Source organism: Bacillus fonticola (assembly GCF_012955605.1).
Taxonomy (GTDB): domain Bacteria; phylum Bacillota; class Bacilli; order Bacillales; family JC228; genus Bacillus_CG; species Bacillus_CG fonticola.
Genome location: NZ_CP052135.1, coordinates 2,489,224 through 2,516,101, shown reverse-complemented (window position 1 = coordinate 2,516,101; position 26,878 = coordinate 2,489,224). Strand labels below are relative to the sequence as shown.

The 26,878-nt window shown below is 43.8% G+C and carries 29 protein-coding genes, 1 pseudogene and 2 riboswitches; of the genes and pseudogenes, 24 read left to right on the top strand and 6 right to left on the bottom strand.

Annotated elements, in window-relative coordinates; genetic code table 11:
- The first annotated feature begins 1 nt into the window (after window position 1).
- The 17 genes from HHK01_RS12490 (at window position 2) to HHK01_RS12410 (ending at window position 16,698) form a co-directional block, all read left to right on the top strand.
- A complete protein-coding gene (locus HHK01_RS12490) occupies window positions 2-736 on the top strand; it encodes an ABC transporter ATP-binding protein (RefSeq protein WP_228027570.1) in 735 nt (244 codons plus the stop codon).
- Window positions 737-842: 106 nt separating this feature from the next.
- The gene (locus tag HHK01_RS12485) at window positions 843-1,184 is read left to right on the top strand and encodes a hypothetical protein (protein ID WP_170008080.1); all 342 of its coding nucleotides are present in this window, start codon (window positions 843-845) and stop codon (window positions 1,182-1,184) included.
- A gap of 90 nt (window positions 1,185-1,274) precedes the next feature.
- Window positions 1,275-1,392: riboswitch (SAM riboswitch) on the top strand.
- A gap of 241 nt (window positions 1,393-1,633) precedes the next feature.
- A complete protein-coding gene (locus HHK01_RS12480; RefSeq protein ID WP_170008079.1) occupies window positions 1,634-2,647 on the top strand; it encodes a methionine ABC transporter ATP-binding protein in 1,014 nt (337 codons plus the stop codon).
- The gene (locus tag HHK01_RS12475) at window positions 2,644-3,312 is read left to right on the top strand and encodes a methionine ABC transporter permease (RefSeq protein ID WP_170008078.1); all 669 of its coding nucleotides are present in this window, start codon (window positions 2,644-2,646) and stop codon (window positions 3,310-3,312) included. The genes HHK01_RS12480 and HHK01_RS12475 overlap by 4 nt, the downstream gene beginning before the upstream one ends.
- Before the next feature lie 29 nt (window positions 3,313-3,341).
- The gene (locus HHK01_RS12470; protein WP_170008077.1) at window positions 3,342-4,205 is read left to right on the top strand and encodes a MetQ/NlpA family ABC transporter substrate-binding protein; all 864 of its coding nucleotides are present in this window, start codon (window positions 3,342-3,344) and stop codon (window positions 4,203-4,205) included.
- A gap of 364 nt (window positions 4,206-4,569) precedes the next feature.
- The gene (locus tag HHK01_RS12465; RefSeq protein ID WP_170005851.1) at window positions 4,570-4,746 is read left to right on the top strand and encodes a YuzK family famiily protein; all 177 of its coding nucleotides are present in this window, start codon (window positions 4,570-4,572) and stop codon (window positions 4,744-4,746) included.
- A 234-nt stretch (window positions 4,747-4,980) separates the two neighbouring features.
- Window positions 4,981-5,766 carry a Fe-S cluster assembly ATPase SufC gene (gene sufC / locus HHK01_RS12460; RefSeq protein ID WP_170008076.1) on the top strand — a complete coding sequence of 262 codons (786 nt, stop codon included), beginning with the start codon at window positions 4,981-4,983 and terminating at the stop codon, window positions 5,764-5,766.
- A 17-nt stretch (window positions 5,767-5,783) separates the two neighbouring features.
- Window positions 5,784-7,091, top strand: coding sequence for a Fe-S cluster assembly protein SufD (gene sufD / locus HHK01_RS12455; RefSeq protein ID WP_170008075.1), 1,308 nt, complete (start codon window positions 5,784-5,786; stop codon window positions 7,089-7,091).
- The gene (locus tag HHK01_RS12450) at window positions 7,088-8,323 is read left to right on the top strand and encodes a cysteine desulfurase (RefSeq protein ID WP_407646909.1); all 1,236 of its coding nucleotides are present in this window, start codon (window positions 7,088-7,090) and stop codon (window positions 8,321-8,323) included. Before sufD ends, HHK01_RS12450 begins: the two co-directional genes overlap by 4 nt.
- Window positions 8,313-8,744, top strand: coding sequence for a Fe-S cluster assembly sulfur transfer protein SufU (gene sufU, locus HHK01_RS12445; RefSeq protein WP_170008074.1), 432 nt, complete (start codon window positions 8,313-8,315; stop codon window positions 8,742-8,744). Before HHK01_RS12450 ends, sufU begins: the two co-directional genes overlap by 11 nt.
- Before the next feature lie 21 nt (window positions 8,745-8,765).
- Complete coding sequence (sufB, locus tag HHK01_RS12440) at window positions 8,766-10,163, top strand: Fe-S cluster assembly protein SufB (RefSeq protein ID WP_170008073.1); 1,398 nt, start codon at window positions 8,766-8,768, stop codon at window positions 10,161-10,163.
- 110 nt (window positions 10,164-10,273) lie between these two features.
- Window positions 10,274-11,611 (top strand): bifunctional metallophosphatase/5'-nucleotidase, encoded by a 1,338-nt coding sequence (locus HHK01_RS12435; protein ID WP_170008072.1) that lies wholly within the window; start codon window positions 10,274-10,276, stop codon window positions 11,609-11,611.
- Between the two features lie 48 nt (window positions 11,612-11,659).
- Window positions 11,660-11,974: a YunC family protein gene (locus tag HHK01_RS12430; RefSeq protein WP_170008071.1), complete on the top strand. Its 315-nt coding sequence runs from the start codon at window positions 11,660-11,662 to the stop codon at window positions 11,972-11,974.
- A 105-nt stretch (window positions 11,975-12,079) separates the two neighbouring features.
- On the top strand, window positions 12,080-12,865 hold the full coding sequence (gene yunB, locus HHK01_RS12425) for a sporulation protein YunB (RefSeq protein WP_170008070.1): 786 nt from the start codon (window positions 12,080-12,082) through the stop codon (window positions 12,863-12,865).
- Between the two features lie 87 nt (window positions 12,866-12,952).
- A riboswitch (Lysine riboswitch) is annotated at window positions 12,953-13,137 on the top strand.
- A 103-nt stretch (window positions 13,138-13,240) separates the two neighbouring features.
- Window positions 13,241-14,836 (top strand): Na+/H+ antiporter NhaC family protein, encoded by a 1,596-nt coding sequence (locus HHK01_RS12420; protein WP_170008069.1) that lies wholly within the window; start codon window positions 13,241-13,243, stop codon window positions 14,834-14,836.
- 225 nt (window positions 14,837-15,061) lie between these two features.
- The gene (locus HHK01_RS12415; protein WP_170008068.1) at window positions 15,062-16,591 is read left to right on the top strand and encodes a sodium-dependent transporter; all 1,530 of its coding nucleotides are present in this window, start codon (window positions 15,062-15,064) and stop codon (window positions 16,589-16,591) included.
- Window positions 16,591-16,698 carry a methionine/alanine import family NSS transporter small subunit gene (locus tag HHK01_RS12410; protein WP_170008067.1) on the top strand — a complete coding sequence of 36 codons (108 nt, stop codon included), beginning with the start codon at window positions 16,591-16,593 and terminating at the stop codon, window positions 16,696-16,698. The genes HHK01_RS12415 and HHK01_RS12410 overlap by 1 nt, the downstream gene beginning before the upstream one ends.
- 43 nt (window positions 16,699-16,741) lie before the next feature.
- Here HHK01_RS12410 and HHK01_RS12405 read toward each other — a convergent pair whose 3' ends face one another.
- Window positions 16,742-17,740: a M23 family metallopeptidase gene (locus HHK01_RS12405; protein ID WP_170008066.1), complete on the bottom strand. Its 999-nt coding sequence runs from the start codon at window positions 17,738-17,740 to the stop codon at window positions 16,742-16,744.
- Window positions 17,741-17,948: 208 nt separating this feature from the next.
- On the opposite strand from HHK01_RS12405, the gene lipA reads away from it, so the two are divergent.
- Complete coding sequence (gene lipA, locus HHK01_RS12400; RefSeq protein WP_170008065.1) at window positions 17,949-18,881, top strand: lipoyl synthase; 933 nt, start codon at window positions 17,949-17,951, stop codon at window positions 18,879-18,881.
- A 126-nt stretch (window positions 18,882-19,007) separates the two neighbouring features.
- On the opposite strand, the gene HHK01_RS12395 is transcribed toward lipA, so the two are convergent.
- On the bottom strand, window positions 19,008-19,739 hold the full coding sequence (locus HHK01_RS12395) for a YhcN/YlaJ family sporulation lipoprotein (protein WP_228027569.1): 732 nt from the start codon (window positions 19,737-19,739) through the stop codon (window positions 19,008-19,010).
- A 118-nt stretch (window positions 19,740-19,857) separates the two neighbouring features.
- On the opposite strand from HHK01_RS12395, the gene HHK01_RS12390 reads away from it, so the two are divergent.
- Window positions 19,858-20,133: a YutD family protein gene (locus HHK01_RS12390; protein ID WP_170008064.1), complete on the top strand. Its 276-nt coding sequence runs from the start codon at window positions 19,858-19,860 to the stop codon at window positions 20,131-20,133.
- 41 nt (window positions 20,134-20,174) lie between these two features.
- On the opposite strand, the gene HHK01_RS12385 is transcribed toward HHK01_RS12390, so the two are convergent.
- Window positions 20,175-20,546, bottom strand: a complete 372-nt coding sequence (locus HHK01_RS12385; RefSeq protein WP_170008063.1) for a cytosolic protein — start codon at window positions 20,544-20,546, stop codon at window positions 20,175-20,177.
- 183 nt (window positions 20,547-20,729) lie between these two features.
- Here HHK01_RS12385 and HHK01_RS12380 point away from each other — a divergent pair, with 183 nt between their 5' ends.
- On the top strand, window positions 20,730-21,170 hold the full coding sequence (locus HHK01_RS12380; RefSeq protein WP_170008062.1) for a DUF86 domain-containing protein: 441 nt from the start codon (window positions 20,730-20,732) through the stop codon (window positions 21,168-21,170).
- 12 nt (window positions 21,171-21,182) lie between these two features.
- Window positions 21,183-21,956 (top strand): TIGR01457 family HAD-type hydrolase, encoded by a 774-nt coding sequence (locus HHK01_RS12375; RefSeq protein WP_170008061.1) that lies wholly within the window; start codon window positions 21,183-21,185, stop codon window positions 21,954-21,956.
- A gap of 8 nt (window positions 21,957-21,964) precedes the next feature.
- Here the strand turns inward: HHK01_RS12375 and HHK01_RS12370 are convergent, their stop codons facing one another.
- Window positions 21,965-22,453, bottom strand: coding sequence for a phosphatidylglycerophosphatase A family protein (locus HHK01_RS12370; RefSeq protein WP_170008060.1), 489 nt, complete (start codon window positions 22,451-22,453; stop codon window positions 21,965-21,967).
- A gap of 135 nt (window positions 22,454-22,588) precedes the next feature.
- Here HHK01_RS12370 and yutH point away from each other — a divergent pair, with 135 nt between their 5' ends.
- A complete protein-coding gene (gene yutH / locus HHK01_RS12365; RefSeq protein WP_170008059.1) occupies window positions 22,589-23,602 on the top strand; it encodes a spore coat putative kinase YutH in 1,014 nt (337 codons plus the stop codon).
- 111 nt (window positions 23,603-23,713) lie between these two features.
- Complete coding sequence (locus HHK01_RS12360) at window positions 23,714-24,691, top strand: 2-hydroxyacid dehydrogenase (RefSeq protein ID WP_170008058.1); 978 nt, start codon at window positions 23,714-23,716, stop codon at window positions 24,689-24,691.
- 50 nt (window positions 24,692-24,741) lie between these two features.
- Here the strand turns inward: HHK01_RS12360 and HHK01_RS12355 are convergent.
- Window positions 24,742-24,963 (bottom strand): annotated as a pseudogene (locus HHK01_RS12355) (NifU family protein); the annotation flags it as partial.
- Window positions 24,964-25,113: 150 nt separating this feature from the next.
- On the opposite strand from HHK01_RS12355, the gene HHK01_RS12350 reads away from it, so the two are divergent.
- Entirely contained in the window at window positions 25,114-25,470 is a 357-nt protein-coding gene (locus HHK01_RS12350) for a YuzD family protein (RefSeq protein WP_170008056.1), read from the top strand.
- An 84-nt stretch (window positions 25,471-25,554) separates the two neighbouring features.
- Here the strand turns inward: HHK01_RS12350 and HHK01_RS12345 are convergent, their stop codons facing one another.
- Entirely contained in the window at window positions 25,555-26,622 is a 1,068-nt protein-coding gene (locus HHK01_RS12345) for an NAD(P)/FAD-dependent oxidoreductase (protein WP_170008055.1), read from the bottom strand.
- Between the last annotated feature and the right edge of the window lie 256 nt (window positions 26,623-26,878).

Sequence of the window (26,878 nt, the reverse complement as noted above, 5' to 3'; positions counted from 1 at the left end):
CGTGCAAAAAATTGAACTGCATCATGTAAGTAAAACTTTTGGCGATCTCACCGTTCTACAAGATTTGTCTATTTCTATTGAAAAGGGGGAATTTGCCGCTATTGTAGGTCCGTCTGGCTGTGGAAAAAGTACGGCACTTCGTATGATGGCTGGACTTGAGAGCGCAACTTCAGGTGAAGTAACAGCTAATGGGAACTTGATTACGAAACCGCATCCATCACGCATGATGATGTTTCAAGAACATGCTCTTTATCCGTGGCGTACGATTCAAAAAAACGTATCTCTCGGATTGGAATTGCAAAACGTTCCAAAACAAGAAGCAGACAGCCGTGTAAAGACCGCGCTGTTGAAGGTTGGATTAAAAGGGTTTGAAGACTACTACCCTCACCAACTCTCTGGTGGAATGAGACAACGTGCTGCCATCGCCAGATCTCTCGTGACAGAGCCTGAAGTATTGTTGCTTGATGAGCCGTACGGTGCATTGGATGCGATGACACGTCTCACGATGCAAAAGGAATTGTTACGCATCTGGGAAGAAACGAAGCAAACCATGATTCTGATTACACACGATATGGAGGAGGCTGCCTATTTGGCGGATCGAATCTATGTGCTTAGCCACCGACCGGCACAAGTACTAAAGGAACTCACTGTTAACGTGCCTCGTCCACGACCACGTAATCACCCGCAATTGGCAGAATTGAAAAAAGAAATGATGGAAGCGCTGCAGCTGAACTAACGATGTCGAAGGAAAGTAGTGTCTGTCGATAATTTTTTCAAGGATTTATCCCTCCCCCTCTCGAATTCAGTACACTACAAAGGTACTAGGGGAGGGGTCTTTTTTTATGGAGACCATCATACAAGAATGGAACACACGGTATCAAAAAAATAAATCACTGCACAAATTACTCCCTACATACGGAGTACAAGTTGACTGTCATGATGGGGATAGCAAGTACTCACTCGTGCTTACAGGGGAAGAAGGGGTAATAAAGGAAAAACCTGATGCAGTCTTGCGAGGATCACAACGAAATTTTCGATTACTCTTGAATGGAGAGGTCACCTTGCGCGTGCTCATTGACGATAGCCAACTATTTTGCCAGGCTTCTTTACCTATTTTGTTAGCGTTGGAATCATTATTTTGGTTAAATGCTACACCATCCGAAAAAATTTTCGTTGACGAGTGAACGGGACCGTGCTAGGATAATCATCGTAAGTTTTTTCACTAACTGTCTTAAATAGCTCAAAAAATTTCACTAATTTCATATAGTCGTGAACTCTTATCGCGAGAGGTGGAGGGATGTGCCCGATGAAGCCCGGCAACCGGCAACGATTTATTTCGTTGGAAAAGGTGCCAATTCACACAGTCTTTTTAATTGGACTGAAAGATGAGAGGAACGGTGTTGTATTTTGAACGCCTTCCTGCTCATTTTTGAGTAGGGGGCGTTTTTAAATAGGATGCGGAAGGCGCTTGATCAGGGAAACGGCTCGACTCAATATGTATGTTGAAGCGTCTACTATAGGCGACAAGTATGAACAAGGATAAGACTTTTAGTGCAAAGGGACACTATGTAGCATAAGCTCTCGGTATAAAATTGACTATTCCTACAGAATTACTAGAAAGGAGGCGGGTAGTGTGATTTCTATTTCAAACGTGTCCAAGGTGTTTCGAAGTAAAGGGAAAGAGGTTCGGGCGGTAGACGGCGTAAATTTAGACATTCAACAAGGTGAAGTTTTCGGCATTATTGGGTACAGTGGTGCAGGGAAAAGTACGTTGTTGCGTATGTTGAACGGACTTGAACAGCCGACTGAGGGCTCAGTCAACATTGCAGGGACTTCCATTTCAACGAGCAAAGGAGTTCAGTTGCGAAAAGCACGTCATGATATCGGCATGATCTTTCAACATTTTCATCTCCTGTGGTCACGTACAGTTGCAGAGAATATTGCTTTTCCTCTGGAGATTGCGGGCGTTTCAAAAGCGAAAAGGGCTGCCAAAGTAAAAGAATTAATCGACCTAGTTGGATTAACTGGTCGAGAATCCGCCTATCCTTCCCAATTAAGCGGAGGACAAAAACAGCGGGTAGGTATTGCGCGGGCGCTCGCTAACGATCCGAAAGTGTTGTTATGTGATGAAGCAACATCGGCATTAGATCCGGAGACAACGGACTCCATATTGCAGCTTTTATCAGACATTAATGAGCGACTCGGATTAACGATTGTGCTCATTACGCATGAGATGCACGTCATCCAAAAGATATGTCATCACGTAGCTGTGATGGAGGATGGAAAAGTTGTGGAATCTGGTACTGTATTGCGAGTGTTTCAACATCCAGAACAACCGGTAACGAAACGGTTTGTTCAACAAGTGGTCCAGCCAGAGGAAGCGACCGTAACTATTGAACACCTAATGTCTGGATATACTACTGGGAAGATCATCCGGCTTCAGTTTGTCGGGGAGACAGCGGAGCAGCCTATTGTTAATGAATTGATACGGCGCTTTGATATTCGTTTAAATATCTTGCAAGGGAAGATTTCTCAGCTACAAGACGGTTCTTACGGGAATTTATTTGTCCATTTGGATGGATCTGATGTTACGTCAGCAGTTGAGTGGCTTCGTGAGCAACATGTCGGTGTGGAGGTGATCACATGATTGAAGCATGGTTCCCTAACGTCGATTGGGACAAGATGAACGAGGCGACTATGGAAACGTTATACATGACGTTGATGGCGGTCGCGATGACATTCGTGTTAGGTATTTTGTTAGGTTTACTCCTATTTCTCACGTCACAAGGTCACGTTTGGCAAAATAAACTTGTCAATTTACTTGTCAGTGTAGTGGTCAACGTGTTTCGTTCGATTCCGTTCATTATTCTAATCGTACTTCTTCTTCCTTTTACGAAGTTTTTAATTGATACGGTGCGTGGTCCAAACGCTGCGCTCCCTTCCTTAATCATAGGATCTGCCCCTTTTTACGCGCGCCTTGTTGAAATAGGATTGCGCGAAGTAGACAAAGGAGTGCTGGAGGCGGCGAAAGCAATGGGAGCAAAGACAAGCACTGTCATTTGGAAAGTGCTTCTTCCCGAATCCATGCCCGCGCTTATTTCTGGAATTACGGTTACGGCGATTGCACTTGTTGGTTTCACCGCTATGGCAGGTGTCATTGGTGCAGGAGGCCTTGGGAATCTGGCGTATTTAGAAGGTTTCCAAAGAGCGCAAGAAGATGTCACACTTATGGCAACCATTCTTATTTTAGTAATCGTGTTTGCAATCCAGGCAGTAGGGGATGTATTAACACGATTCATAGATAAAAGATAAACAACAACAAAACAAAGGAGAGATTACTCATGAAAAAATGGCTAGTTGCAATACTTACTACAGCACTAATCCTTCTATTAGCTGCTTGTGGTACTACAGAAGAAGAAGGAACTGAAGGAACTACTGAAGGTGAAGGTAATGAAGAAATGACAGAGCTTGTGGTGGGTGCTTCAAACGTCCCTCATGCAGAGATTTTAGAAGAGGCAAAGCCAATTTTAGCAGAAGCAGGAATTGATTTAGTCATCGAGCCATACCAAGATTATATATTGCCGAACCAAGACCTTGAGTCAGGGGTATTAGATGCAAACTATTTCCAACACATTCCTTATCTAGAGTCTGAAATCGCTGCAAAAGGGTACGATTTTGTTAACGCAGGCGGTATTCACATTGAACCAATTGGTGTGTATTCAAACAAATACGAAAGTCTAGAGGATCTTCCAGAAGGCGCGGAAATCCTGATGAGTAACTCTGTTGCCGATCATGGGCGTATTTTAGCTATGCTTGAAAAAGAAGGCTTAATCACGCTTGCTGAAGGAATTGATAAAACAAAGGCAACAACAGAAGACATTGTTGACAACCCGAAAAATTTACAATTTGATGCAGATTATGAAGCGGCACTTCTTCCGCAATTATATGCACAAGATGAGGGTGATGCGGTGTTGATCAATTCAAACTACGCAATCGACGCTGGTTTGAATCCATTGGAAGATGCTATTGCGATTGAAGACTCTGAATCACCATACGTAAACGTAATTGCTGTTAAATCTGGAGACGAAGATAATGAGGCTATTCAGAAGCTAGTCGAAGTATTGCAATCAGAAGAGATCCAAAACTTCATCCTTGAGGAGTACGAAGGCGCCGTTGTTCCTGTAGGTGCAGGCTCCGGAGAGTAATCATTCAGTTAAGGGCCTGAAATCCACGATCGAACAAAAGTAGCGTGCCAAATTTGGTACGCTGCTTTTTACATGATTTCGATAGCGTATAGTCACATTCTTTGTGGTGCATACTCTTGTACAAGAGGCGATTTAAGAACTTCAACAACTCAAACAATAAAGTAGAGGACAAGCCGCATAGTAGACGATTTGGGAGGAAACGTACTCCTGATTGCCGTGTATGCGCCTTCATGGTACCTCAAACGCTCTCATCATGTGTCAAGGCCTTTTATGGAAGTGTACATCCAAGTGTCTATCGTGATAAGATAATAACTGTTGAAAAAAAGCCGGAAGGGAATGAACCGACATTACACAAGTGATAAACTTGAATGTCACACCGGAAATGGAAAAGGGATTTCGTGCCACACATGGAGTTGGGTATGAATTGTATGCGCGAAAGCACGAAGTACGAATGAAAGTAGAACAAGAACGCCAACAGGAATATGAACAATCGCAAAGATTGATCGCTGACCTAGGGCGTAGAGGCCAAACATTACTTTAGATGAAATTACTTATATGAGCAGAGGTGTGCACATGAGAAGTGCAGCCTCTTTTTTGTGTGTAATTGCATGTCAACCCATCTCCTAGTGCGTCCATACGCATTTATGTTAAAGTAGAGAGAATACGGTACAAGTCGGTTTCGTTGGTTGCATATGAACACGAATTGTACTAAAATTAGAATGAGAATAAATTGAGAATGGTTATAAGTAACTGACCATAGATGGAGGTATGGAACATGGCTGGATCAACGTTAATAATCAAGGATCTACACGTGGAAATTGAAGGGAAGGAAATTTTGAAAGGGGTCAACCTAGAGGTAAAGGGTGGAGAAATCCATGCCATCATGGGACCGAACGGAACTGGGAAATCGACTCTTTCAGCAGCCATTATGGGCCATCCGAAATACAAAGTAACAAAGGGAGAGATCCTTTTAGATGGAGAGAACGTACTTGAGATGGAAGTAGATGAGCGTGCAAAAGCTGGACTTTTCCTCGCTATGCAGTATCCTTCTGAAATAAGCGGTGTTACAAATGCGGATTTCCTACGTTCTTCCATTAATGCTCGCCGTGAGGAAGGCGATGAGATTTCTCTTATGAAGTTCATTAAGAAAATGGATAACATGATGGAGTATCTTGAAATGGATCTAGATATGGCGCAACGTTACCTTAATGAAGGCTTTTCTGGTGGAGAGAAAAAACGCAATGAAATTCTACAATTAATGATGATTGAACCAGCAATTGCTATCTTAGATGAGATAGACTCAGGACTAGATATTGATGCACTAAAAGTAGTATCAAAAGGGATTAATAAAATGCGTGGCGAAGAGTTCGGTTGCCTTATTATTACTCATTACCAACGTCTTTTAAACTACATCACTCCAGACCACGTCCACGTGATGATGCAAGGACGCGTTGTGAAATCAGGTGGGGCAGAACTTGCTCAACGATTAGAAGCAGAGGGCTATGACTGGATTAAACAAGAGCTTGGTATTGAAGACGAAACAGTCGGGCAAGAAGCGTAAGGGGTAGGAGGATGGATATGACATTAGAAACGAAAAAATTCGACCAGGACTATGTGGCGAAATTTGCCGAAAGTCGCGGTGAGCCTGCATGGTTCCAAGGCTTCCGGAAAGAGGCTCTAGAGCTAGCAGAAACGTTGCCGTTACCAAGACCAGATAAAACGAAAATTGATAAATGGGACTTTACAAACTTTCGATCACATACAGTAACTTCGGCACCGTATGAAACACTCGAGGATCTCCCAGAAGAAGTAAAAGGTCTTGTCGATGTAGAAAATCAAAAAAATATCTTTGTTCAACGCAACAGTACACCTGCATATAGCACATTGTCTGAAGACTTGAGGGCAAAGGGAGTCATTTTTACAGACATCCTCACTGCATCAAAAGAGCACGGTGATCTCCTACAAAAGTATTATATGAAAGACGGCGTAAAGGTAGATGAGCATAAACTTACAGCACTCCATGCAGCACTTATGAACGGCGGAGCCTTTTTGTTCGTACCGAAAAACGTCGAAATCGCAGAACCACTTCAAGCGATTTATGTGCACGATGATGAGGAAGCATCCATTGTAAACCACGTACTTGTGGTAGCCGAAGACAATGCAAGTGTGACGTATGTAGAAAATTACATCTCAACTACCGGGGAAGCTTCGGGTGTTGCAAACCTTGTAGCAGAAGTCATTGCGGGAACGAACGCGAAAGTAACATACGGAGCTGTTGACAACCTATCTGCAGGTGTTACCACATATGTCAATCGTCGTGGAGTCGCTGGACGCGATGCCCGCATTGAGTGGGCACTCGGTTTAATGAATGACGGTGACACGATTAGCGAAAACGTCACGAACTTAATTGGAGACGGCTCTTTTGGGGATACGAAAATGGTGGTTGTGGGGCGTGGCAACCAAAAGCAAAACTTCACTACGAAAGTTGTACACTTCGGAAAACACTCTGAAGGCTACATCTTAAAGCATGGGGTGATGAAAGACGCATCCTCTTCTATCTTTAATGGTATTGGGAAAATTGAACACGGTGCATCTAAGGCAAACGCTGAGCAAGAGTCCCGTGTGTTAATGTTAAGCGAAAAAGCACGTGGAGACGCGAATCCAATTCTCCTAATTGACGAGGACGATGTAACAGCAGGACACGCGGCTTCAGTTGGACGTGTCGACCCGTTACAGCTTTACTATTTAATGAGTCGTGGCATTTCTCGTCAAGAAGCAGAACGTTTAGTGATCCATGGATTCTTGGCACCAGTTGTCAAGAAGCTCCCGATTGAAGGAGTAAAGAGACAGCTTGAAGAAGTTATTGAAAGGAAAGTTCGTGTATGACCATATCACTCGCAGACGTCCGCTCCCAGTTCCCAATTCTTGACCAGGAGGTAAATGGGAATCCGCTCGTTTATCTTGACAGTGCTGCGACGTCTCAAAAGCCGCTTTCAGTCATCGAAAAGTTGGAAACGTACTACAAAACGTATAATTCCAATGTCCATCGTGGTGTGCACACACTTGGTACAAAGGCTACCGATGAATACGAAGGTGCGCGTGAAAAGGTACGTCGATTTATTAACGCAGCATCGACAGAGCAAGTCATTTTCACGCGTGGAACAACGACAGCATTAAATACGATTGCATCCAGTTATGCGAGCGAGAATCTTCGAGAAGGCGATGAAATTCTTATTACGTATATGGAACACCACTCGAATATTATTCCGTGGCAACAAGTCGCAAAACGAACAGGTGCAACACTGAAATATATCCCGTTGGAAAAAGACGGTACAATCGCATTGGATAAAGTGCGTGAGACAATTACTTCAAATACGAAGCTTGTTTCCATGGTTCACGTCTCAAACGTATTAGGAACGATTAATCCTGTGAAAGAAGTTGCACAAATTGCCCATGAAAATGGGGCTATTATGGTCGTGGATGGTGCACAAAGCGCCCCTCATATGAAGGTGGACGTACAGTTATTAGATTGCGATTTCTATGTCTTTTCTGCACATAAAATGTGTGGACCAACAGGGATTGGCATACTCTATGGAAAGAAACATTTATTAGAATCCATGGAGCCTGTTGAGTTTGGTGGAGAAATGATTGATTTTGTCGGCCTTCAAGATTCGACGTGGAAAGACCTCCCGTGGAAATTTGAAGGTGGGACGCCTATCATTGCTGGTGCCATTGGACTCGGAGCCGCTATTGACTTTTTAGAGCAGATAGGACTTGATGAGATTGCGGCACATGAGCACCATCTTATCAAGTATGCACTTGAGCGTGTAGCAGAGGTAGAGGGGATGACAGTATACGGTTCACAAGACGTAGCGCAACGAGCCGGAGTCCTCACCTTTAACCTTCATGATGTTCATCCGCATGATGTGGCAACAGTACTGGATGCTGAAGGGATCGCCGTCCGTGCTGGACACCACTGTGCACAACCACTCATGAAATGGCTCGATGTCAGTGCAACGGCTCGTGCTAGTTTCTATTTATACAATTCAGAGCAAGATGTAGAGAAACTGGTAGAAGGGCTTCTGAAAACGAAGGAGTTTTTTACAGATGTCTTCTAATTTAGAACAATTGTACCGCCAAGTCATTATGGATCATTACAAAAACCCTCGAAATAGAGGAGAGATCGAAGACGGTACACTGACAATTGATATGAACAATCCGACATGTGGCGACCGAATTCATCTCACAATGAACGTGAAAGATGGCGTCGTACAGGAAGCGAAATTCGACGGAGAAGGGTGTTCCATCTCTATGGCATCCGCCTCTATGATGACGCAAGCTGTAAAAGGCAAGCAGATTGATGATGCTCTTCGCATGTCTGGTATTTTTTCTAATATGATGCTAGGAAAAGAATACGATGACACCATCGACCTTGGTGACATTGAAGCATTACAAGGAGTGTCAAAGTTCCCAGCGCGTATTAAATGTGCAACACTTCCATGGAAGGCAATGGAAAAAGGAATGAACGGGAACAAGTAAATAAACGAGGAGGAATGAAGCATGGCAAAAAAAATGCCAGAGATCGGCGATTACAAGTATGGCTTCCATGATAAAGACGTATCAATTTTTCGTTCGAAGCGAGGTCTTACGCGCGAGATCGTCGAAGAAATCTCACGTATGAAAGAAGAACCTCAATGGATGTTAGATTTCCGTTTGAAGTCTCTGGAACAGTTCTACAAAATGCCAATGCCACAATGGGGTGGTGATTTGGCAGGGCTTAACTTCGACGAAATTACGTACTACGTAAAGCCATCTGAACGGTCAGAACGTTCATGGGATGAGGTGCCTGAGGAAATCAAGCAAACGTTTGATAAACTTGGAATTCCAGAAGCAGAGCAAAAATATTTGGCAGGGGTTTCGGCACAATATGAATCCGAAGTTGTGTATCATAACATGAAAGAGGACTTGGAAGAGCTAGGCATCGTTTTCAAAGACACTGACACAGCGTTAAAAGAAAACGAGGACATCTTTCGCGAGCATTTCGGTAAAGTCATCCCTGCTGCAGACAATAAATTTTCAGCATTGAACTCTGCCGTCTGGTCTGGTGGCTCGTTCATCTACGTACCAAAAGGCATTAAAGTGGATACGCCACTTCAAGCGTACTTCCGCATCAATTCAGAAAACATGGGACAATTTGAGCGTACACTCATTATCGTTGACGAAGGCGCGCACGTTCACTACGTAGAAGGCTGTACAGCTCCTGTGTACACGACAAATTCACTACACAGTGCAGTTGTAGAGATCATCGTGAAAGACGGAGGATACTGCCGCTATACAACGATCCAAAACTGGGCGAATAACGTTTATAACCTTGTGACAAAGCGTGCTGTTTGTGATGCGAATGCGACGATGGAATGGATCGATGGAAATATCGGTTCTAAATTAACGATGAAATATCCAGCAGTCATCCTTCGAGGAGAAGGTGCCCGCGGTATGACGCTTTCCATCGCGCTTGCAGGAAAAGGTCAACACCAAGACGCTGGTGCGAAAATGCATCATTTAGCACCAAACACATCTTCTACGATCGTTTCTAAATCGATCTCAAAACAAGGTGGGAAAGTAACGTATCGTGGGATTGTTCACTTCGGACGCAAAGCAGAGGGAGCGCGCTCTAACATCGAGTGTGACACGCTTATCATGGATAACAAATCCACCTCTGACACGATTCCGTACAATGAGATCCTAAACGACAACATCTCCTTAGAGCACGAAGCGAAGGTTTCGAAAGTATCTGAAGAGCAATTGTTCTATCTCATGAGTCGCGGCATTTCAGAAGAAGAAGCAACTGAAATGATCGTGATGGGCTTTATCGAACCATTTACAAAAGAACTTCCAATGGAATATGCTGTAGAGATGAACCGCCTGATCAAGTTTGAGATGGAAGGTTCTATCGGGTAATATTCGATTTCTCACACAACCTCGCCACCTATTACAGGTTGGCGAGGTTTGTTTTTTGCGCTGGGAGGATTCGAAAATTTTAAAAATATTGTTTGGAGAGGAGGACGATCTTGGAAACGATTCACTTATACCACATCAACGATATACACAGTCACTTTGAACAATGGGGAGCCATTACTGAATACATTCACACGGAACGAGAACGACTAACAAAGTCTGGAGATACGGTATTTGTATTTGACTTAGGGGATCATGCCGATCGTGCTCATCCACTCACGGAGGCGACTTTAGGACAATCCAATCGGCAGATGCTTGTTGAGCTTCAACCCGATGCAGTGACGATTGGAAATAACGAAGGCATCACATTTTCCCCTGGCGAATTAGAAATCCTTTATCAGGATGCACCTTTCCCAGTTGTGGTAGGGAATTTGTTTATGATTTCCGGTGAACGACCGTCTTGGTGCATACCATCTACTATTCTGCATACTGAGCTTGGAACAAAGGTCGGTATTGTCGGGGCAACCGTTCCCTTTGTACCGTTTTATAAAGCGTTAGGTTGGGATGTAGGAGACGGGATTGCGACCATTCAGCAAGAAGTTGAACGGATAAAAGGAGAGGTTGATATCGTGGTTGTCCTCTCACATTTAGGGCTTCCTGAAGATGAACGGTTGGCAGACATGTGTCCAGCTATTGATGTCATTTTAGGCGCTCACACTCATCACGTCCTTCCTCAAGGCAAAAGGGTAGGTGACGTTCTTTTAGCTTGTGCTGGGAAATGGGGGCAGTGGGTTGGACACGTTAGCCTTTCATGGGGTAAGGAAGCCGGCATCGTTCTAAGCAAGGAGGCACGGCTATCAGATACTAGTCTTCTTCCTAACAAAACACCACAGCTAGCAAAAACGCTTGTTAAAGATGGGATAAAGAGACTGGAGAGCTCTGTGATCAATATCCTTGCAACCGACCTTAAAAAGGATCAAGTATCAAACTGGTTGTGTGAGTATATTCATCATTGGAGTGGTGCTGATGTTACATTTATAAATGAAGGAGTCATCCTTCATGATTTTCCGCAGGGATCTGTTACGCTAGCCACTCTTCATCAAGCTTGTCCACATCCTATTAACGTGTGTACGATAAAAACCTCTGGAGAAGAGCTACTTGAGGTATTGCGGGAAGTAAAAAAAGACCGCTGGCATAATCTGGAAATTAAAGGTCTCGGGTTCCGCGGGAAAGAGATGGGCCATTTGGTCACGTACCCAGAAGTGACTGGCACACACATACTCTCAATTGCTGGTGAACAGATCGAGAAGGAACGCTCGTACACGGTAGCTACACTCGATATGTTTACGTATGGTCACTTTTTTCCGACCTTTGACCATTGTCAAAAGACGTATCACTTACCACAATTTTTACGACACTTGCTTCAAGAAGCCATTCAAGAGCGCACGTAATCTTCACTGTTTACATACTTTGTAACGAGGAAAGGAGTGGGCAAGAGTATGATGAATGTATACCCCATTGAATATAAAGGACATACATTTATTGCAGTTTCTGTTCAACTTCCGAAAACGCACCTAATGGCTGTGAAAAACGACATTGGGTATATTATGTGCGGCGCGTTAGACGTCAAACTGTTGAATGAAAAGCTGGCAGACCGCCATATCGTGGCAGGGCGAGCTACAGGCGTTAAAACGATTGACCAATTAATGGAGGCCCCACTTGAATCAGTGACGTTGGAGGCTGAATCGAAATATGGCATCACAAAGGGTACTATCGGCAAAGACGCGCTTGTAAAAATGGTTGAACAATCATAAGGATAGGTAACATTCGGGCGACAAAAAACGGACACATCGTTTTTTGTCGCCCGATGCTATTTTCCCGGTTGGGCGCATATAGTGGTGGATAAGGAGGGATGAGCCTTGCCGCGCTTCCGGGGAAGACGACCTAAGATGAGAAGAGGCCCTTTACCTTTTCGTTACGTGTTTTTATTGAGCGTTGTATTTTTCATTTTGTCTACTGTAACAGGGCTATGGCTCATTAATGCAGGAATTAAGCCCACACTCATTAGCTATGCTGATACACAAACACGGACGATCGCTACAAGCGTAATCAACAGTGCAATCAATGAAAATATTTCCAAAAATACACAGGTTGAAGATTATTTTATAGAAGTAGAGGGCTCTTCTTCATATAGGGATATAAACACAAACAAAGTAAACCAAGTTCAAACGGAAATCATTCAGCTTATTCAAGAAAACCTTAAGAAGGCTGAACGTGGGTATATTGAAGATTTGCAGATGCAAACCGATGTTAAAATGAACCTCGATTCAAGTGAAGAAAAGGGCTTTGTGTTTAGAGTACCACTTGGTCAAGCGACTCAAAATGCACTGCTCGGTAACTTAGGTCCAGAAATCCCCATTAGGTTCCAAGCTGCTGGGGATGCAAAAGCAGACCTTCGAGCCGAGATAACGGAATTTGGAATTAACAATTCGTTTCTCGCTATATACGCTGACATTCAAGTAAACGTTGAGATTATCATTCCGTTTGCAACTGAGCGTGCAACTGTGAATCAAAGTGTATTAATCGCCTCTACAATCTTTGATGGAGAAGTACCGGATTTTTTCTACGACAATTCTGAGGGTGGGCAAACTAGTGGAGTCCCATCACCTGCAATTGAATTCCCTTTGAGTGGACCAAGAGAGTAAGAATAGAGAGAGTCCTATGAGAAATTGCGTGCAAACTATTTCCACTTGCCAAAGCTTGAACTGCCTGCTATTCTAGTACGGGACATTGATATATGTAGAGGCTGCATGTGCTCAAAAGTACGCTTTCCGAGAAGGACATCGATGAGGGAAGCCGAAAGGGAGGCATGCCGAAGAATGAAGTGAGTGTTCCCTCACTTCATTCTGGGGATGACTTGAAGAAGGTCATCACTGTCATTATGAGATCTATCTCATAATGGGGAGCTACAGATCGCAAATAATGGATACCAAACGTAACGTGGTGATCCTTGTGATCATGACGTTTTTTTGTTGTTGTGTTGCGAGATGTAGCTCACTATGTGATAGGAGGAGAAAACCATGATAGAAACAGTTTTTTCTTTACTTCCACCGGTGATTGCTATCGTGATGGTGCTATTAACGCGTCGTGTGCTGTTATCACTTGGTGTAGGTATTTTATCTGCGGCTGTGTTGTTAGGGATTGATGCAGCTGGGAATGGTGGAGAATTTGTAAGTGATTCGGCGAGTTCGTTGTGGGGAGCCGTCTCTGGAGTTTTTTACTCAGTAGGCGAGGGTGGATTTGCCCTCAACACATGGAACTTATACATTTTAGGTTTCTTACTGTTATTAGGGATTACAACCGCGTTTATGTCGATGAATGGTGGCATTCAAGCATTTGGAGTCTGGGCACTGAAACGTGTGAAGACGCGGGCTGGGGCTCAAATCGTTACATTCATGCTCGGAATCGCAATCTTTATTGATGATTATTTTAATAGCTTAGCTGTGGGACAAGTAGCGAAACCGATTACAGACGGTAAACGGATAGCTAGAGCTCGACTAGCCTATTTAATTGACTCTACAGCTGCCCCGATATGTGTCATTGCCCCATTGTCGAGCTGGGGCGCGTATATTATTAGTATCCTTGGAACGGACGTCATCGCGAAGCATAGCTTGAACGAATCTGAACTCGGTATGTTTCTTGCTACGATTCCGGCAAATCTCTACGTATGGACGGCGTTGCTACTCGTTTTGTTTACATCGATTTGGTCGATTGGAGTAGGCCCGATGAGGAAACACGAGGAACTTGCTTTACGTACAGGCACTTTGTTTGATGAGGGGAAGGACGTGCCTGGTGAAACAGGTACGCCACTGCCGACATCTGATTTCGGTAAAATTGGCGCACTCGTCTACCCGATTGCCTCACTATTTGTTTTTACAGTAGGTGCATTGATCTATTCGGGTGCGACAGCAGGAGGAAGCTTTGCGCCGCTTTCCATCTTTGAAAATGCTGATTCCTCTTTCGCTTTATTTATCGGGGGGAGTGCTAGTGCAGTAGTCGCAGCCTTGCAATGGGTAGGCGCTAAGCTTCCAGGGCATACCTTCTTAGCAGGACTCTCACAAGGTTCAAAATCGATGCTGCCAGCAGTGTATATTCTTATTTTTGCCTGGACAATTGCAACGCTTATTGGTGAATTGGGCACAGGAGGTTACTTAGCAGGCCTCATTCAAGACTCAGCCATTTCATCTGCGTGGTTACCGGTTTTATTATTCCTTGTGGCAGGCTTTATGGCGTTTGCAACAGGGACAAGTTGGGGAAGTTTCGCTATCCTGTTACCGATTGCCGGGGACATTCTTGTCGCAGTTGACGTAGAGCTACTCGTTCCAGCATTGGCCGCGGTATTGGCAGGATCTGTTTTAGGTGATCATTGTTCACCAATTTCGGATACGACAATTCTTTCGAGTACAGGGGCTGGATCGAACCATATCGACCATGTTGTGACGCAATTACCTTACGCACTTATCGGTGGGGGTATCAGTGTGATTGGCTTTATCTTAATGGGTTTTACAGGATCTGTATGGCTTTCCTTCGTAGTGACGATTCTTCTTACTTTTCTCGTATTGGGATTGTTACGGAGAAAATATGCCCTACGAGAAGAAGCTGTTCAGCAAGTATAAAAAAAGCCACTTGGACTTAATGTTCAAGTGGCTTTTTTTATGATTGAAAAAAATCCACTAGGCAAAATATCTGACATGCATCTGTAGTAAGTCTATGACAAAAGTTTTAAAATCCTTTTGACATAATGTGAGCTCGTCGCTATACTAATATTTGAACTACTAAAATCTGAAAATAATAAAATCTCCAATTTGTGAAAGTTGGAAAAGGAAGAGGAGGTCTTTCCTATGGAAAATCGTGCACAATGGGGCACGCGAGCCGGCTTTATCATGGCTGCTGTTGGATCGGCTGTCGGGCTCGGAAACATTTGGCGCTTTCCTGGCGTCGCGTACGAAAATGGAGGAGGAGCTTTCTTTTTACCGTACTTATTTGCGTTATTAACAGCTGGTATCCCGCTTCTTATTCTCGAATTTACGATGGGTCATAAATACCGTGGCTCTGCACCACTCACATATGCACGATTAAGTAAGGGTGGAGAGTGGATTGGCTGGTGGCAAACAGCGATCTCCTTTGTTATCGCTACGTATTATTCAGTTATTATTGCCTGGGCCATGATGTTTTCGTATTTTTCATTTGGTCAGCAATGGGGTACAGACACCCAAGCTTTCTTGTTTGAGGATTACCTTCAAACTACAGCAGCAGGCGAATTTGGGTCTCTCGTACCGAGCGTGTTCATCCCACTCATTTTTGTTTGGGTGATCGCATTAGGCGTTTTATCTGCAGGAGTGAAAAAAGGGATCGAAATTGCGAACCGTATTATGATTCCGCTTTTACTCGTGATGTTTCTCATCATCACCGTTCGCGCATTGTTTTTGGAAGGGGCGATCGACGGTCTGAACGCATTCTTCCAACCGAACTGGGCAATGATTGGGGAACCGAGCGTATGGGTCGCAGCATACGGTCAAATTTTCTTCAGCTTGTCTATCGCTTTTGCCATTATGATAGCGTACTCTAGTTACTTACCGAAGAAATCGGATATTACAAACAATGCATTCATCACAGGTTTTGCCAATTCATCTGTTGAGCTTCTTGCAGGTATTGGTGTATTTGCGGCACTAGGGTTTATGGCCTCACAATCAGGCGTAGCAATTGATGAGGTTGTTGCAAGTGGAGTTGGATTAGCGTTTGTTGTCTTCCCACAAATTATCAATGAATTCCCTGCGTTTAATGGAATATTTGGATTCCTTTTCTTTGCTTCATTGACACTTGCAGGATTAAGTTCATTGATTTCCATTGTGGAAGCTTTCGTATCAGGGATTATGGACAAATTTGAAGTCAAGCGGAAGACGGCTGTACTCTTTGGGGGAGGTTTAGCAGCGTTGCTGTCGCTCGTATTCGCAACGCAAGGCGGATTGAACTTCTTAGATGTTGCAGATTACTTTATTAATCAATTTGGTATTGCTCTTGTTGGATTGTTCGAAGTTGTTTTTATCGCTTGGTTTGCGAAACAATTGACGCCACTGAAGAACCATGCGGATGCTGTCTCAGACATCAAACTCGGTGCGTGGTGGAAAATTTGCCTTTCGATTATTACACCGCTTATGCTCGGTTACATGATGTATGGACTCTTAAAAGAAAACTTACTTGGTGATTATGGTGGTGGAGCCTACTCAAGAGAGTTCATATTCAATTACGGGTGGTCTGTAGCCATCGGTGCTATCCTTGTCGGTGTGTTACTTGCGCAAGCAAAGTCATGGAAGAAAACGAGCTTGGAAGTACCAAAATCCGCTTCTGCTGATAAGGAGGTTTCAAGCTAATGGATGGCAATGCTATCGTGATGGCTGTACTTGGGATCGTGATTATCTGGGGTGGTTTAGCAGCCAGCATTATAAACGCTGTGAAAAAGAGTAAACAGAAATCATAAAGATAAAGAGGTCATCACGTTATTGTGATGACCTCTTTTTAGCTTAAGAACGTGAACGAGTTTCGCGCTCCCATAGTTTTAAGCGGGGGTATGGGTCAAATGACCACTCTGTCCAACCGTTATCCTTGTAAATACCGTAGTGCAGATGTGGAGGGAATTTACCGGATGTTCCTGGAGGCCCATAGCCCGAGCTCCCCACACCGCCAATCTGTGTTCCGGGTTCAACTACTTGTCCAATTTCCAATCCTTGTGCAAAGCCACTTAAATGAGCGTAGTAATGATAGTTGTTATGGATGTCTCTAATCCCTACGCGCCATCCGCCAAACTGGTTCCAGCCTTTCATCTCCACTACACCGTAGCAGGTGGAGAGTACAGGAACTCCATAATCAGCAAAGATGTCGGTACCTTCGTGTATACGTCTACCTCCCCAACCACGTGAATCTCCCCACGTATTTTTGTACGAGTAATTGTATTGGAGAGGGAGGGGGAAGGCATGCAGATCCAAGTCTAACTGCCCCACTGTTTTGTACATTTTTGCTTTACCCATAATGAGTCCGACCGTTTTATCGCGTCCATAATAGTTCCACAACGCAATTTTTATGTTGTCGTGGTCTGTACCGTACTTTAGCAAGTAGTTCGCAAACGAAGTGAGCACATCGATATCATTTGTACGATCTGCGAGGTCGTCACCGTCACCGTCTATACCGAATCCTTCAAAAAACTGAATACGTTCCTCATCTTGATCAGCGTTGTCAGGATTTGACCACCCTACCCAGTTTTGTTCCGGGATCCAAATACCGATAGTGCCTTCTGGATCGGGTAAATCGTTACGTGCATATCTTATTGTGCGCTCGTATTGATCAATTGCAGCCAAATAGTACCATGGTATTTGTGTAACAGCTTCCACTCGTTCGTAGTATTCCATTCTTTTTTTATACAGTTCGTCCTGGGATAGTGTTTCTTTTGCGTGGGTAGTTTGAAAACCCCCAATAGTAACCACTAATAGACAAATTACCCACTTAAGTTGGAGGATTTTTCGCATCTTCTTACTACTCCTCTCCTAGCATCAAGACACGTATTTTATATAGTTAGTTTGGAACTGTAGGGGGGCTTTACTCTGTGTAATTACTGGAAGTTCATGTATAAACCGGAGTTGTTGTCGTAGTCTTTTTCGTATGGTAAAGTGACAAGTAGTGTACGAAAAAGAATTTAGTCTTTGACCGACTTTGTAAATAGGAGTGAGACCTACAGTGGCAGAACAAAAAAAGAAAGAGTATTTGCGAAAGCCGGAATGGCTCAAGATAAAATTAAATACGAATGAGAATTACACCGGGTTGAAAAAACTTATGCGCAGTCAAAATCTACATACGGTCTGTGAAGAAGCGCGGTGCCCGAATATTCACGAGTGTTGGGCAGTTCGTCGGACAGCTACATTTATGATTTTAGGAAGCGTATGTACGCGGGCATGTCGTTTTTGTGCGGTCAAGACCGGTTTACCAACGGAGTTAGATCTACAAGAGCCAGAACGCGTAGCAGACTCTGTAGCAACAATGAATTTAAAGCACGCTGTCATAACTGCTGTTGCACGTGATGACCTGAAAGACGGAGGATCTCAAGTGTTTGCAGAAACGGTTCGTGCTATTCGCCGAAAAAATCCTTTTACAACGATTGAAGTACTCCCGAGTGACATGGGGGGAGTCTATGAAAATTTAGAAGCACTCATGGACGCAAAGCCAGATATTCTTAACCACAACATTGAAACGGTTCGCCGTTTAACACCGAGAGTTCGTGCTAAAGCAACGTATGAACGTTCCTTAGAGTTTTTAAAGCGTTCTAAAGAAATGCAACCAGACATTCCAACAAAATCGAGCATCATGGTCGGTCTTGGAGAAACAAAGGAAGAAATTATCGAAACGATGGATGACCTTCGCGCAAATAACGTAGATATCATGGCGATCGGACAATACCTACAGCCATCGAAGAAGCATTTGGATGTTCAAAAGTATTACCACCCAGATGAATTTGCTGAGTTGAAAGAAATTGCCCTTTCAAAAGGTTTCTCACATTGTGAGGCAGGTCCTATGGTGCGTTCATCTTACCATGCTGATGAGCAAGTGAATGCAGCAGCTAAAGAACGTCAAGCAAAAGGTGAACCAACTCACAACGAGAAGATGCAAGCCTGAAAAAAGAGCTCCTAAAAGCAAAGTAACAGTCACCACAAACGCCAAATAGAGTGTTCGTCAAAAGCCACAAACCCTATATTTGGCGTAAAACCGTGGTGAGCTGTCACTTATCGGACATCCCTTTTGTTATTCCATCGTCCGGGAGAGTCCCTCGCGATTAGATTCAGTCTGATTTTCCGCTTGTTGAAGTCCATTGTCTTTATTTTCACCTTCACGGTTCATACGTGCGTTCATTTCGCCTTGTTGTTCGCCGTTAGCGTTTTCTCCGTCACTCATTTTGCGCCCTTGAGGAGCAGATTTCACTATTTTTTGAATCGTACGGTCAATCAGTTGTTCATAATTATCTGTGTTGGAGTCGATATAAGCGTAATTTTCTACTTCTTTCAAGAATGATGTGTCGTCGGTTACGTACACATGGTAATAGCGTGGCACGACTGACATTGCAGATTTTTTCACTTGGTCTGCCGTCTCAAAGCGATTTTGTGTATCGGTCTCATATACCATGAGCACTTCTTCATCGGTAACAAGTGTGGCAACGTCTTGAATGTTTGGAACAGTTAGTACTATTTTCCCGATAGTGTCCGCCACTTTTTCACGGTCAATACTGCCAATATCGTCATAGGAAGCGGTGTCACCCATAATACCACTGCTCTGGTGACGGACGTATCCGAATTCTTCCCCTTTTTCGCGGTTTGTGTCCGCATTGTTCGGATTATACATGTCTTCCCGATTTTGTACGTTTATTGTGTTACCACTTTCTTTATAGATGTCCTCGCGAGCAGCACCATCATCGCCTGCGCAACCACCTGCGATTAGAAGAAGACTAGATAGACCTACAGCGTACATTGTGTTTCTCACCTTCTAACACCCCCTCATTAGATAGAGTGACCACAACACCTTGTTTTTTCACTTAGTAATTGATGGGAAGAGGGTATATAATAAAGAAACGAACAGGCCGGTAAAGGAGGCAGAGTGAGTGATTGTCGTCCAGCAACAACAATATGAGCTAATTGAAGAGCAAAGAGATGGATTTCAAGAAGATGCCTTTGTCGAAAGATATAGCGATATATTGGCAAAATACGACTACATCGTCGGGGATTGGGGATATGGCCAACTGCGACTGCGAGGATTTTTTGATGATCAAAATCAAAAGGCATCCTTTGATAATAAAGCCAGTACGATCCAGGATTATTTATATGAGCATTGTAATTTCGGTTGTGCTTACTTCATTCTAAAAAAAATAAAAAAATGAAGCGAGATGAAACATATCCTCGCTTCATTTTTTTTAAATCATTATTCGTATAGCGGTTTTTTTCGAATCGTTGCACGCATATCTACATCACTTTTATCAGACCCGTCTTGCCCATACGGCGGTTCTTCTTTCCTGTTTGGATCATCATGTGCTGGGTGGGAAGGCGCAATGCCTCTTGGAATATCTGCATGCAGAGACTTGTTCTCATAGTTATAAGCACTATAGTACCGTTGCCCTTCTTCCCACGGTGTCGTCTTGTTCACGACTGGCTCGTTTTCCCCCCGTGGCGCACCATATGGACCTTCAGGAAAGGGTTCAGGTGCTACAAAATTCCGCATGGTTTCTACATTCGAAAAGTCAGTGTACACTTCCTCTTCTTTATCGAGTGGTTGTTTTTTGTGTTGCTGTGTCATTTGGGTCACCCCTTGTTTCTAGGGTGATAAAAGTGCACAAATTTTATTCAACCAAAGGTTCTTGTTTATTTGGAAGTATTTTACTCAAGCCCTTGCTTGACTGAGTAGCACTATCATACAAACTTCGACAATATTTGTGTTACACTAGAAAAAAATGCTCGTTTTTTAGAAAGGATGAAATCCATGTATTTTGTCGACCGAGAACAAATTGAACGGTCATTACAATACTTTGATCGCCAGCTAAACTTGTTTTCGTCTGTACAAAGCTTTCGGACAAGTTTAGAGCAGGCAGCCCTTGAACGGGTTACCCATATGATGATCGAGTCTATGATGGACGTAGGCAATGCGATGATTGACGGATTTATTATGCGTGATCCAGGAAGTTATGAAGATGTACTGGCTATTTTATACGATGAGAAAGTGATTGATGGAGCTTGCAAAGAAGCTGCATCCGCCTTGCTTCCATTTCGAAAAAAACTTATGCAAGATTATACAAATGTTCCGCACGAAGATATTGTGAACACCCTTTCAACATATAAGGATCAGTTCGCGCAGTTTAGCCTAGCTGTCCGTGAATATTTAGCCACACAACTCGGACCTGTTTCAGCGTTTAAACCATCGTAAGGGGGCAGTGTGATGTCAAAAGTGTATGGCTTATACTTATTGGATTTAGACGGGACGATGTATCGAGGCACAGAACGTATTGAGGCAGCTGTGCGCTTCGTACAAAAATTGCATCGCGAGCAAATTTCCTACGCGTTTGTCACGAACAATTCGACGAAAACACGTGAGGATGTTGTGAATCATTTGCAGTCCTTTGACATTCCTGCTAGCTTTGAGCAAGTGTTCACAACGAGTATTGCTACGGTCGCTGTTTTGAAGAAAAAAATTCCTGCTGGTGCACACGTTTATTGGATAGGAGAAGAGGGGCTGACCGTACCGTTACAAGAGGCTGGTTTTACCTTTAGTGAGGAAAATCCAGCAGCTGTTGTCATGGGACTCAATCGGAAATGCACGTACGAGCAACTAGCTACTGCAGCATACTGGGTGCAGCAAGGTGTACCGTTTATTTCAACAAATGCAGATACACAATTGCCAACAGAGAGAGGGTTTCAACCAGGTAACGGGAGTCTAACGAAAGTGGTTGAATTGGCAACAAACAAACAGCCGCTCTTCATTGGAAAGCCAGAGCGGCATGTGATTGATTTAGCTTTAACTGCCTACAACGTCAAAGAACAGGATGCTGTTCTTATAGGAGATAATGTACATACAGATTTGCTTGCGGGCGAACGAGCTGGGGTCGATACAGCCTTTGTGTTAACAGGTGTATCTACGCGGGAAGATGCTATACAAGAAGGATTGTCTCCAACGTATGTGCTCGATTCGCTAGATGAATGGCGTTGGTTATAGCATTTCTATCATTCCTCAAATGCACCGTGTGCTAACCGACTGGAGGCAGCTGCAGCAATCGCACCGACAATGTCATCAAGAAACGTATGGCACTCGCCAGTCGTTTTATCGTTTAAGCGTTTCAATATTCCAGGTTTGAGTTTGTCAACATAGCCGTAATTCGTAAATCCGATGGAACCATACACGTTGACAATGGCTAAGGCAAGTACTTCATCAATCCCGTACAACCCTTCATCCACTTCCAATATTTCTTGAAGAGGAGCACGCAATTGCTTCTCTTCGGCAAGAATATCTAGTTGAATGCCAGTGATGATTGCGTTTTGAACTTCTCTTTTTGAAAGCACTCGTTCTACATTTTCAACGCACGTATCCATTTTTAATTCAGGATGATAGTTTGATTGCAGGAAGTAGACGAGTTCTGCAATGTCGTTTACAGTAACTCCACGCTCTTGTAACCAGGTGACGACTACTTCTTTATTTAATTTCTTTAATCCCATCTAAAACGCTCCTTTTTTTCCAAGCATTTATCTAGCGTTTCCTTCTTAATTATATCCCATTCCAAACCACTAACAAGTTTTCAAAACTGCCTACATACATATGAAGTAACATTGCCTTTTGAAAAGGGGTTTATCATGACGATACATGGTGTGTTACAAGAATATGGTATCGAGGCGACGCAGACGTTTCTATATGGACGATATCAAGCCACTTCTGTTGGTGGTGTGTTATATCTTATTGTGCCCGTTACGAATATGGAACAACAGGAATTGTATGAAATGCATAGAATGGCCGAACACATTGCCAATCAAGGAGATAAAAGTGTAGCTCGTTTTCTTCCAGCTAAACAAGATCAGTACGTGGTGAAGGACGGACAGGAAGCCTATGTAGTGTTATACAACAATCAAATGGAATATCGCACTCCTTCCTCAATCGGGAGAAAGTTGGCGAAGTTTCATTGGCGTGCCCGAACCATTCCAGAGCGCGTTGAATCTTTAAATCGAATAGGACAGTGGAAGACGTTATGGGAGCAACGCCTAGAACAAATGGAGCAAGTTTGGCAAGGTATGATGATGGGTGGATTTGAAACCGAGTTTGACAGACTATTCGTGGAGTCATTTCCATATTACATGGCGCTTACCGATAATGCGATCCAATACGTTGTGGACACAGAAATGGATGAGACGCCTAAAGATGGTGACGCAGGGACGGCATGTCATCTTCGCTTTCACGAAGGAACATGGACAGATCAGGGATACGTTAAAGTGCCGATGGATTGGGTGTTTGATCATGCCGGACGGGATCTCGCAGACTGGACACGCGGACAACACGAAACATACGGTCAAACGCTCGCGCACCACGTCCAAACCTTTTATCGAGATTATCAATCATACGGACCACTTAGCCCCTTTTCATGGCGACTCATCTACGGACGATTGCTATTTCCTCTTCACTATTTGGAATGTGTAGAAGAGTTTTATTTAGCACCGAGTGAACACGACCGTCACGCGCAAACAGAGAGACTGCAAACAATTTTATCGAAGTCCAGAGGGTATGAAGGGTTCCTGTACGATTTTTTTGACTTGACAGAAGTGCCTGCTCGAAAGTTGAAGATCCCTACGTTACACTGGCTGCAGCCTTGGAATTAAAGTAATGGACAATGGATGGAAGGAATAGGTACACTGGATGTAGATATGGAGTAGGATGGTCCGAACAGCGGATAGCCGTTTATGATGAAGAGATACTGTAGGAGGAGTCAAATGACTAAACATATTTACGTTACGCGTCAATTACCTCAAGAGGCGATCCGTCCTTTTCAGGAGGCTGGTTTTTATGTGGAAATGTGGGGTTCTGAGGAGTCTCCCATTCCACGTGAACGGCTTTTAGAGGTTGCTAAAACAGCCGATGGGCTCGTCACTATGCTTTCAGATCAGTTAGACGCAGAGTTTTTTCAGCAAGCTGGCGATCAATTGAAAGTAGTGGCTAATTTAGCTGTCGGCTATGACAACATTGATGTGAAGACAGCGAAGGAGCGAGGAATTCTAATTTGCCATACACCAGACGTGCTATCTGAAGCAACAGCAGATTTGGCGTTTAGCTTAGTTCTCGCTACTATGCGAAGAATCGTAGAAAGTGCCGATCTCATTCGAAACAACAAGTGGACAAGCTGGAGTCCTTTGCTGATGGCAGGGTCTGAAGTGTATGGGTCTACAATGGGGATTGTCGGAATGGGAAGTATCGGTACAGGCGTTGCGAAACGTGCAAAAGGCTTTTCGATGAATGTGCTGTATCATAATCGTAGCCGGAAGCCAGCAGTTGAACAAGAGCTCGGTGTGGAGTACGCATCATTTAAGGACCTGCTACAAAAAAGTGATGTGATCGTATGTTTGACACCCTATACGAAAGAAACACATCGATTGTTTGACGCTCAGGCGTTTCAGCTTATGAAAAAAACTGCCCACTTTGTAAATGTATCTCGTGGGGCCGTTGTGGATGAACAGGCACTTGTTAATGCTCTACAAACAGAGGAAATAGCTGGAGCGGGACTCGATGTATTCGAAAAAGAACCGGTTACAGCGGATCACCCTTTGCTACAGTTTCCACAAGTCACTGCACTGCCACATATCGGGAGTGCATCCATTCAAACACGCTATACGATGATGGAACTTTGTTTAAATAATATAGCATGTGTCCTTAAAGGAGAGAAGGCGAAAACCCCAATCCCAGAGATGCGTTAAGCAAAAAAAACACGCTTCCTTGTGTGGAGGCGTGTTTTTTACATGTTGTCTTAAAATACTTGCTCTACTTCGACAACCCCTGGTACTTCTTCAAGAAGGGCGCGTTCAATCCCGGCTTTTAACGTAATTGTGGAGCTAGGACAGCTTCCACAAGCACCGAGCAGACGTAATTTGACGATGCCGTCTTCTACGTCAACAAGTTCACAGTCGCCACCATCTCGAAGGAGGAAGGGACGTAATTTATCAAGGACTTCTTGTACTTGTTCATTCATCGCCAATCGCTCCTTTCCTTTCTCTATTATAAAAGGTTTTCGTGAAAAAATCTATCATGCACGTTCAGTTGCCAAAAATGTGCTGAAGTACTGTCAAAGAATGTGAAATCGTTTTATACTGTTAGTGAGAATAAATGAGGAGGGAGAAATATGGTGAATTCGATTACTGTCGTTGTATATGGCGCTGACAAGCCTTGTGCCAGTTGTTTGCACGCACCTTCTTCTGCAGAAACGTTTGAATGGATACGAGCAGCGATCGCTCGTAAATTTCCTGAAGAATTGATTCAGGTTGAATATGTTGATATTGAATCCCCACCTGAGGATGAGGACCGTGCCACATTTGCAGAAAGGGTGTTGGCTGACGAGTTCTTTTACCCAGTCGTTCGGATTGGTGAGAAAGTGGTTGGTGAGGGAAACCCACGATTGAAGACGATCTTTGCAGAGCTTGAGGGGTTAGGTGCTCGGGTGAATGCATCATCAACTAATGACTTTTCAATAAAACAGTGAGTGGCTATTTAGTCGCCACTGTTTTATTGATCAAGCAATCAAATGAAAAGAGCACCCTTAAGGGTACTCTTTTCATTTGAAATATTACCCATTGTGGTATTTGTACATCCACAAAACCCCAGATTTCAAAAGCCTCGCCATTCGACCAGTGATAGCCGTCTGAGATACCAATCCGAAGCCGTGTTTTTTCCCAAGGGAGCCAAGAACGCCCTTTAGTTTAATTTGTGGGAATGATTCTGGAAGTGGCTCGTTTTTCCATCGCTTCACCAACACTTGTACGATTTGTTCTGCTTGACCTTCAGCGAGTTGCGCGCTTGGGGCGTGTGGCAAACTGGCACAATCCCCCAAGACAAATACGGTTGGATCGTTTGGTAAATGATGGAGCGGAGTCAGCACGACGCGTCCTTGCGCATCCTTTTCGACTGGAAGTTCCCGCACGACTTTGTTCGGTGTAATCCCAGCTGTCCATACGATCGCGTCACAATGAATCGGTTCATCGTGATTGTACAACGTGTTTTGTTCGACCTTCGTGATGTTTGCCTCATTCACCACTTCAACACCATGCGTTTCAAACCAGTTCTGTACATAAGAACTTAGACGATCCGGGAACACAGATAGGACTTTCTTTCCGCGATCGTACAGCTGCACACGTAAATCCGGACGACTTTCGTGTAGCTCACTAGCTAGTTCTACACCACTCAAGCCCCCACCCACAATCGCAACGACAGAGTTTGCTTGCAAGTTGTTTAACGATTGATAAGTGTCTCGTGCGCGTTCGATGGATTGAATGCTGTACGTGTAGTCGTGCGCTCCTGGGATGTTATGGTATTTGTCTTCACATCCGAGTCCAATGACGAGTTCATCATAGGAGAGGGTTTCTTCCCCGACAAAATAAATTTGTTTTCTTTCTAAATCGACTAGCTCCACTTCACCAAACATGGTTTTGAGACGTGGGTGCTCAGGAAAGGTAACGCGAACGTGCTGGTCAGAGATTGTTCCAGCAGCCAACGCGTAATACTCTGTCTTCAAAGAGTGATACGGATTTTTGTCCACAAGTGTAATTTCTACATCATCGGGAAGCTGGTTAGGCAAGAGTCGCTGCAACATGCGCATGCCTCCATAACCGCCTCCTAGGATAACTAGTTGTTTCATAAGAATGTCCCCTTTATTAAGGATGAAAGGCTAAGTTCGCGACGTCCTGTCGCAACGCCTTTCTGACCCACGTCGTGTGGGCCCTCGGTAGCAGTTCTGTCCTTGTAACCGCTTGCTATTTGTAAATAAGAAAACTTTAAGTTTAATAGACCACTAAAAGTATATCGGATTTCGTCAAAAGGTACAACAGAGTGAGTTCTTAAAGTTGACAAATTCATTGAAGACTCGTGCATTGACTAAAAGGGGACAAACCGCT

Excerpts from the sequence above, each read along its gene's own strand:
- HHK01_RS12430 (WP_170008071.1), top strand. The coding sequence starts at position 11,660 with ATGATGAATGTATACCCCATTGAATATAAAGGACATACATTTATTGCA.
- HHK01_RS12385 (WP_170008063.1), bottom strand. The coding sequence starts at position 20,546 with ATGACACAGCAACACAAAAAACAACCACTCGATAAAGAAGAGGAAGTG.
- HHK01_RS12470 (WP_170008077.1), top strand. The coding sequence starts at position 3,342 with ATGAAAAAATGGCTAGTTGCAATACTTACTACAGCACTAATCCTTCTA.
- HHK01_RS12410 (WP_170008067.1), top strand. The coding sequence starts at position 16,591 with ATGGATGGCAATGCTATCGTGATGGCTGTACTTGGGATCGTGATTATC.
- HHK01_RS12415 (WP_170008068.1), top strand. The coding sequence starts at position 15,062 with ATGGAAAATCGTGCACAATGGGGCACGCGAGCCGGCTTTATCATGGCT.
- HHK01_RS12475 (WP_170008078.1), top strand. The coding sequence starts at position 2,644 with ATGATTGAAGCATGGTTCCCTAACGTCGATTGGGACAAGATGAACGAG.
- sufD (WP_170008075.1), top strand. The coding sequence starts at position 5,784 with ATGACATTAGAAACGAAAAAATTCGACCAGGACTATGTGGCGAAATTT.
- HHK01_RS12350 (WP_170008056.1), top strand. The coding sequence starts at position 25,114 with ATGGTGAATTCGATTACTGTCGTTGTATATGGCGCTGACAAGCCTTGT.
- HHK01_RS12485 (WP_170008080.1), top strand. The coding sequence starts at position 843 with ATGGAGACCATCATACAAGAATGGAACACACGGTATCAAAAAAATAAA.
- sufB (WP_170008073.1), top strand. The coding sequence starts at position 8,766 with ATGGCAAAAAAAATGCCAGAGATCGGCGATTACAAGTATGGCTTCCAT.
- yutH (WP_170008059.1), top strand. The coding sequence starts at position 22,589 with ATGACGATACATGGTGTGTTACAAGAATATGGTATCGAGGCGACGCAG.
- HHK01_RS12420 (WP_170008069.1), top strand. The coding sequence starts at position 13,241 with ATGATAGAAACAGTTTTTTCTTTACTTCCACCGGTGATTGCTATCGTG.
- HHK01_RS12360 (WP_170008058.1), top strand. The coding sequence starts at position 23,714 with ATGACTAAACATATTTACGTTACGCGTCAATTACCTCAAGAGGCGATC.
- HHK01_RS12450 (WP_407646909.1), top strand. The coding sequence starts at position 7,088 with ATGACCATATCACTCGCAGACGTCCGCTCCCAGTTCCCAATTCTTGAC.
- HHK01_RS12375 (WP_170008061.1), top strand. The coding sequence starts at position 21,183 with ATGTCAAAAGTGTATGGCTTATACTTATTGGATTTAGACGGGACGATG.
- HHK01_RS12405 (WP_170008066.1), bottom strand. The coding sequence starts at position 17,740 with ATGCGAAAAATCCTCCAACTTAAGTGGGTAATTTGTCTATTAGTGGTT.
- HHK01_RS12370 (WP_170008060.1), bottom strand. The coding sequence starts at position 22,453 with ATGGGATTAAAGAAATTAAATAAAGAAGTAGTCGTCACCTGGTTACAA.
- HHK01_RS12380 (WP_170008062.1), top strand. The coding sequence starts at position 20,730 with ATGTATTTTGTCGACCGAGAACAAATTGAACGGTCATTACAATACTTT.
- HHK01_RS12345 (WP_170008055.1), bottom strand. The coding sequence starts at position 26,622 with ATGAAACAACTAGTTATCCTAGGAGGCGGTTATGGAGGCATGCGCATG.
- sufC (WP_170008076.1), top strand. The coding sequence starts at position 4,981 with ATGGCTGGATCAACGTTAATAATCAAGGATCTACACGTGGAAATTGAA.
- sufU (WP_170008074.1), top strand. The coding sequence starts at position 8,313 with ATGTCTTCTAATTTAGAACAATTGTACCGCCAAGTCATTATGGATCAT.